At 73.8% G+C, this 6214-nt stretch carries 7 protein-coding genes; 6 read left to right on the plus strand and 1 reads right to left on the minus strand.

Annotated features, from left to right (window positions below):
- Positions 1-165: 165 nt before the first annotated feature.
- The 5 genes from G3I42_RS12450 to G3I42_RS12470 all read left to right on the plus strand — a co-directional run bounded on the left by G3I42_RS12450 (position 166) and on the right by G3I42_RS12470 (position 5173).
- The gene (locus G3I42_RS12450) at positions 166-687 is read left to right on the plus strand and encodes a hypothetical protein (RefSeq protein ID WP_164285360.1); all 522 of its coding nucleotides are present in this window, start codon (positions 166-168) and stop codon (positions 685-687) included.
- 407 nt (positions 688-1094) lie between these two features.
- Positions 1095-2960 carry an ABC transporter ATP-binding protein gene (locus tag G3I42_RS12455; protein WP_164285363.1) on the plus strand — a complete coding sequence of 622 codons (1866 nt, stop codon included), beginning with the start codon at positions 1095-1097 and terminating at the stop codon, positions 2958-2960.
- Between the two features lie 35 nt (positions 2961-2995).
- The gene (locus G3I42_RS12460; protein ID WP_343244530.1) at positions 2996-3268 is read left to right on the plus strand and encodes a hypothetical protein; all 273 of its coding nucleotides are present in this window, start codon (positions 2996-2998) and stop codon (positions 3266-3268) included.
- A gap of 168 nt (positions 3269-3436) precedes the next feature.
- A complete protein-coding gene (locus tag G3I42_RS12465; protein ID WP_164285365.1) occupies positions 3437-4327 on the plus strand; it encodes a YihY/virulence factor BrkB family protein in 891 nt (296 codons plus the stop codon).
- A 9-nt stretch (positions 4328-4336) separates the two neighbouring features.
- Positions 4337-5173 (plus strand): siderophore-interacting protein, encoded by an 837-nt coding sequence (locus G3I42_RS12470; protein ID WP_164285367.1) that lies wholly within the window; start codon positions 4337-4339, stop codon positions 5171-5173.
- Between the two features lie 45 nt (positions 5174-5218).
- Here the strand turns inward: G3I42_RS12470 and G3I42_RS12475 are convergent, their stop codons facing one another.
- Positions 5219-5560, minus strand: coding sequence for an EthD domain-containing protein (locus G3I42_RS12475; RefSeq protein WP_164285369.1), 342 nt, complete (start codon positions 5558-5560; stop codon positions 5219-5221).
- A 167-nt stretch (positions 5561-5727) separates the two neighbouring features.
- On the opposite strand from G3I42_RS12475, the gene G3I42_RS12480 reads away from it, so the two are divergent.
- Positions 5728-6087, plus strand: a complete 360-nt coding sequence (locus G3I42_RS12480; RefSeq protein WP_164285371.1) for a MerR family transcriptional regulator — start codon at positions 5728-5730, stop codon at positions 6085-6087.
- Positions 6088-6214: the final 127 nt, after the last annotated feature.

The raw sequence follows: 6214 nt of genomic DNA on the forward strand, positions 1-6214 counted from the left end.
CCGCCCGCCCCTGACCGGTCCCGCACGGATCGGCGCCCGCCGCCGACCGGTCCCGACCGGTCCCGACCGGCCCCGCACGGTCCCGTACGGACCGCCGAACGTCCCGGCCGCCGCGCCCTCGCGCCCGGCCGGGCCGCACCACCACTGCCCAAGGAGCACACCGTCATGGCCCTTCGCCGCACCCTCCAGCGCACCGTCCTCGCCGCCACCGTCCTCTCCGCGTCCGTCCTGACCACCCCCGCCTTCGCGCACGCGGCACCCCTGCCGCCCGCCTGCCAGGACGCCCTCCTCAAGACGCTCGACAAGTTCCCGGTCGCGTACTTCACCGTGCCCGAGAAGGCGAAGACCGCGCTGTTCGACGAGGTCGGGGCGTTGAGCGACGCCGACCAGGAAGCCTTCACGCAGCCCGCCTGCACGGCGTGGAACAACTGGGCCACCGCGAACGGGAAGGCGGTGGCCACGGATCTGGACAACCGCTACCAGAAGACCAGCGGAGCGGCGTGCGTCAAGTTCGCCACCTCCTCCGTCGGCACGCTCAAGAAGTTCGCCCCGCAGGTCCCCGAGAAGACGCGGGGCCTGGAGAAGGTGGCCAAGAAGGTCTGGAAGAACGCCATGCGGAAGCTCTCCACCGAGGCCACCAACGCCGACTGCCGCAAGGCGTACGACGGCGCGAAGGCGGGCTGGTAGCCCGGGCGGTACGGGGCCGGGGCCGCCTCGTCGCGGACGCACCGCGCGACGGGGCGGCCCCGTGCGCCGGGCGTGTCCGGCGTCCGGCCGCTCCTCACCACGACCGGCGCACGCGGGGGCGCGACCACCGACGGCACTGCCTCCGCGCGACCCCGCGGGGAACTGCCCGCGCCCCCGGTCGCCGGGTCAGACTCGGCCGGCGCCGCTTCGTGGTGCCGGGGCTTCGGGAGGTCGTCTTGGTCGAGGTGTCACAGGCGAACGGGGAGGGCGTACCGCGCGCACGGGCAGGAGACGCGCGCGCGGGAGACGCACACGCAGAGGACGCACGGGCAGCAGACGCACGCGCGGGAGATGGGCCCGCCGGTACCGCGCGCGCGGCGCAGGAGGACCCCGCTCCCGCGTCCCTCATGCGCTACACGGATCTCAGCGGCAGCAAGGAGGCCGCCGGACGCACGATCCGGATGCGGGACATGGCGCGGCGGCTCCCCGTGCTCGTACGGCGCTCGCTCGCGCTCGCGTGGCGGGTCGACCGGCGCGCCACGGTGGGGCTGCTGCTGTGCCAGGCGGGGGCCGGGGTGATGCAGGCGCTGGGGCTCGTGGCCATCAGCGGGACGCTCACCGCGCTGCTCACCGGCGGGGACGTGTACGCGCGGCTGCTCGACGCGTGGCCCTCCGTCGCGCTGCTCGCCGCGGCGGCGGGCGTACGCGCGCTGCTCGGCATCACGGTGGCGTGGCTCTCCTCGCGGCTCGGACCGCTCATGTCGCGCGAGGCCGAGCAGATGCTCCTCGCGGCCTGCGCCGAGGTCGAACTCGCCGCGTACGACGACCCCGCCTTCAACCGCGACCGCGAGGCGGCCGACCGGGGCGCGGCCGTGACCGGGGAACTGATCGACGAGGGCCAGGACCTCATCGCCTCCGCCGCCTCCTTCGTCGCGGGCGCCGTCGTGCTCACCGGCGTGCACTGGGTGCTTCTGCCGCTCCTCGTCGTCGCGAGCCTGCCGCAGGCGCTCGCGCAGGTGAGCGCGGCGCGCGTGCGCTACCTCGCCAATATGCGCAACAACGGCGACATGCGGCTGCTCTCGGTGCTGCGCTGGCACATCTACACGCGGTACGCCGCCGACCAGATCAGGGCCGGGACCATGTCCGGCTTCCTGAGCGGCCGTTACCGGCAGACCGTGCTGCGGATCAACCGCGAGGACCGGGCCGCCGCCGACAAGGGCGCGCGCATGTCCCTCGTGGGCGCGGTGTGCGGCGGCGGGGGCTCCGCGCTCGTGTGGGGCGCGGTCGTGGTGCTCCTCGCGACCGGGCGGATCAGCGTCGGGCACGCGGGCACCGCGGTCTTCGCGCTCCAGACCTCGGGCCAGTCCGTGCGCGGCCTCGTCGCGATCGGCGCGCGCGCCATGCGCACCGGGCTCTACATGGACGACTGGCGCGGCTTCCTGGACCTCGCGGGCGGCCACCGCATGCGGCGCGGCGAACGGACCCCGCGGGCACCGGAGACCATCGAGGTACGGGGCGTGACGCACCGATACGCGGGCAAGGACGCCGACGCCCTGACCGACGTGTCGCTGACGCTGCGGCGCGGTGAGGTCACGGCCCTCGTCGGCTACAACGGCTCCGGCAAGTCGACGCTCTCGAAGCTCGTGAGCGGCCTCTACCTGCCGACCGGCGGCGAGGTCCTGTGGGACGGGGAGCCGACGGCGGGTGCCGATCCGCAGGCGCTGTGGGGGCGCGTCGCGCTCGTCCCGCAGGACTACGCGCAGTGGCCGCTGACCGCGCGCGAGAACGTCACGCTCGGGCAGCCCTCGCCGCGCGGGGACGCGGCCGTGCGCGAGGCGTGCGAGGCGGCGGGGGCCGACGAGGTCGTGGCCGGGCTCGGCGCGGGACTCGACACGCTGCTCGCCCGCGAGTGGCTCGGCGGAGAGGAGCTGAGCGGCGGCCAGTGGCAGCGGATCGCGCTCGCGCGCGCCTTCTTCCGCGACGCGGGGCTCCTCGTGCTCGACGAACCCACGGCGAACCTCGACCCGCGCGCCGAGTACCGCGTCTTCCAGCGGCTGCGCGGGCTCGCGAAGCAGCGCGTCGTGCTCCTCGTGACGCACCGCATCACGAACGTGGCCGTGGCGGACCGGATCGTGGTGCTCGACGAGGGCCGGATCGTGCAGGAGGGCACGTACGAGGAACTCGCGCGGCGCCCCGGGCAGTTCCGCGACCTGCTCGCCTACCAGGTGACGGCCCGTCCGCAGGACGCGGCGGCGGAGGGCGGGGCGGGATGAAGGATTGCCGCTGGTCACGCGCGGGGATACCCTGAGTGACCCTCGTACGGGGGTTCGACGCCCGGGAGTCCGGGCAGACTGGGGGACTCGTCATGGTCGCGATCGGTGTACTGCTCGGCGTGATGGTGCTCTTCGCCGTCCTGCTCATCGCCAAGGTGCTGTGGCGCCCGTACTCCAGGACGGAGCAGGCCGAGGGGCTGCGCCTGGAGCAGAAGGCCCGCGACGAGGTGCGGAACAACCGCTCCCAGTACGGCTCCCACTTCGTGCACAGCGCGATCGTCCCGCCCAGGGCCGACGGCCGGCGCTGACCGCCACCCGCCCCGCTCCGGCCGGGGCGGGGCGGGGCGAGGCGTCCGCGCGGAGTGCCCGGACGGTGGCGGGGGTACACGGCAGGGACGGTGCTCCACCGGCGCGTAAACCGAGCGGGCAGGGGGACACCCGCCGTCCCCGTCCCCCTGTCACCCCCGGACCGTCCCATGTTCCGTTACGCCGCTGACTGGTGGCCCGCACTGCGCCGTACGCCGCTCACCCTGTGGAACGACGACGTCACCGACGACGCCGCCGCGCTCACCTACTACGCGATGCTCGCCCTGCTGCCCTCGCTGCTCGTCACCGTCGTCGCCTCCGCGCTCCTCGGCCCCGACACGGCGCGCACGCTGATCGCCTACGTGACGGACTACGTTCCCGGGCAGGCGGGCCCGCAGTTGCACGACCTGCTCACCCGGATGCTCACCGAGAACGCCACGGCCTGGCCGCTCATCGCCACCGGCTTCTTCAGCGCCTTCTGGTCCGCGTGCAGTTACCTCGCGGTCTTCCGCCGCTCCCTGCACCGCATGCACCGGACGACCGACGCCCGCACCCCGGTGAAGCGCGCCCACCGGATCGTGCTCACCGCCCTCGCCCTGCTCGGCCTGCTGCTGCTCACCGCGCTGCTGCTCGTGCTGAGCAACCCGGTCGTGGACGCGATCGGCCGCGCGCTGCACCTGGACGAGGGCGTCGCGCTGGCCTGGCGAGTGCTGCGCTGGCCCGCGCTGCTCGTCGTCGTCTCCGGACTGGCCTGGGTCGCCTTCAGCAACGGCCCGCGCATCGCCCGGCGCCGCCGCTACAGCCTGCCCGGCGGTGTCCTCGCCACCGTCCTGTGGCTCCTCGCCACCGTCGGCTTCACGCTCTACACGAGCCTCATCGGCACCTACAGCGCCCTGTACGGCTCGCTCGCCGGGATAGTCGTCTTCCTCATCTGGCTCTGGCTCTCCAACCTCGCCCTCCTCGCGGGCGCGCAGTTCGCCGCCGAACTGGGCAAGGCGGACCAGGCGGAGGCGGCGCAGGGGAAGGGTGCTGGTCTCGAAGGGGAAATGAGCTTAGGCTAACCTAACGATATGGCGAAGAATCCCCGGCTGATGCCGAAGAACCCGGCCCTGTTCCGCGGCGAGGTGCTCCGCAGCGCGCGGCTCACCCCGTCCATGCAGCGCGTGACGGTGACGGGCCCCCAGTTCGCGGAGTTCCCCTACCTGGGGGGCGACCACTGGTTCCGTCTCTTCGTGCGTCTCGCCCACCAGCAGGGCTTCGAACTGCCCGAACTCTCCGGCCAGCGCTGGTGGGAGCCGTACTTCGCGATCCCCGAGGAGGTCCGCCCGCACTGCGCCAACTACACCGTCGCGGGCTTCCGTCCCGAGACCGGCGAACTGGACATCGACTTCGTCGTGCACTGCGGCCCGGGCGGCGAGCCCGAGGGCGCGGCGGCGATCTGGGCGTGCGCGGTCCGGCCCGGCGACCCCGTGGCGCTCTACGACCAGGGCGCCATCTTCGACCGCCCCGAGGACGCGAGCGAGGTGCACCTGGTCGCGGACGAGAGCGGCCTGCCCGCCGTCGCGGGCATCCTGCGTTCGCTGCCCGCGCACACGACGGGCCGCGCCCTCGTCGAGGTCCCGCTCGACGCCGACCGCAGGGACCTCGAAGCGCCCGCGGGCATGGAGATCGTCTGGGTGGTCCGCGACGACGCCCACGCCGTGCCTGGCGAAGCGGTCCTCGCCGAGCTGCGCCGCCGCACGGACTTCGCGCCGACCGGCTACGCCTACGTCGTCGGCGAGTCCCGCCTCGCCACCGAGGGCCGCCGCCACCTCGTCGCCGCCGGGCTCCCCAAGGACCGCATCACCTTCTCCGGCTACTGGAAGCACGAGCGCGCGAAGATCGCGGAGACGGCGGGCGCCGCGTGAGCCCCGCTCCCCGGCCGGAACGTCACGTCCCGGCCGGGGACCCGCTCAGCCGGTGACGACCTTCTCCTCGGTCACCATGACCGCCACCGAGGCGGAATCGATGAACGTCCCCTCGTCCGGCCGGACGAGATCCAGGTAGTTCCGGGACGTGAAGAAGGCGTCGTGCCCGGCCCAGTCCTCGAACCAGATCTCCGTCAGCCCGTCGTACGCCGGGCCGGGGTAGGAGCCGGGAGCGGGCACCGGGTGCGAGACCGTGTAACGGCGTACGTGCCGCGCGGCCTCGGGGATGGACAGGAAGAGCGGGGCGTGCCGCTCCCTGTGGTGCGCGACGAACGCCTCGACGGGCATCCCCTCGACACGGTTGATCAGGAAAACGAGCTTGATCATCTTGTCGGTCTCTCCTGGAAAGGACCGGCCCCCGTCACGTTCGTGCCGCCGTCCTGGGACAGGCGGAACACCGAGGGGGCCGGCCACTGAACACTGGACGTCGTGGCCACCGGATCAACGTAGACGCTTACATTGGTGTGAGGGGCAAGTGCGGAGCGGAGGACCCCATGCGCATCGGTGAACTGGCGGCCCGGACCGGGGCGAGCCGTCGCTCGCTGCGCTACTACGAGGAACAAGGGCTCCTGGTCAGCGTCCGCTCCGCCAGCGGCCAGCGGCTGTACGGGGACGCGCACGTCCCCCGGGTACGGCTCATCCAGGCCTTCCTGGCCGCGGGCCTCTCGACCGGCACGATCGCCGAGATGGTCCCGTGCATGGCCGAGCCGAGCGCGGACGGCGCGCGGCGGGCGGTGGAGCTCCTGGAGCGCGAACGCGCGCGCGTCAGCGCGGTGATGGACGGGCTCGCCGCCGCGAGATCGGCGCTCGACGACCTCATCGAGGACAACCGCCGCTATCTGACCCGCCCCTGACCCGCCCCGCCCCCGCGCGCCCGCTGCGCGCTTCCGTGCCGCGCGACCCGCTTCCGCGCGGCCCCCGCCCTCAGCCCGCCCCCCGCTCCCACGCCGCCACGTACTCCCGCGCCGCCGCCTCCGGATC

Origin of the sequence: Streptomyces sp. SID11385 (genome assembly GCF_010548245.1) — a bacterium.
Taxonomy (GTDB): Bacteria; Actinomycetota; Actinomycetes; order Streptomycetales; family Streptomycetaceae; genus Streptomyces.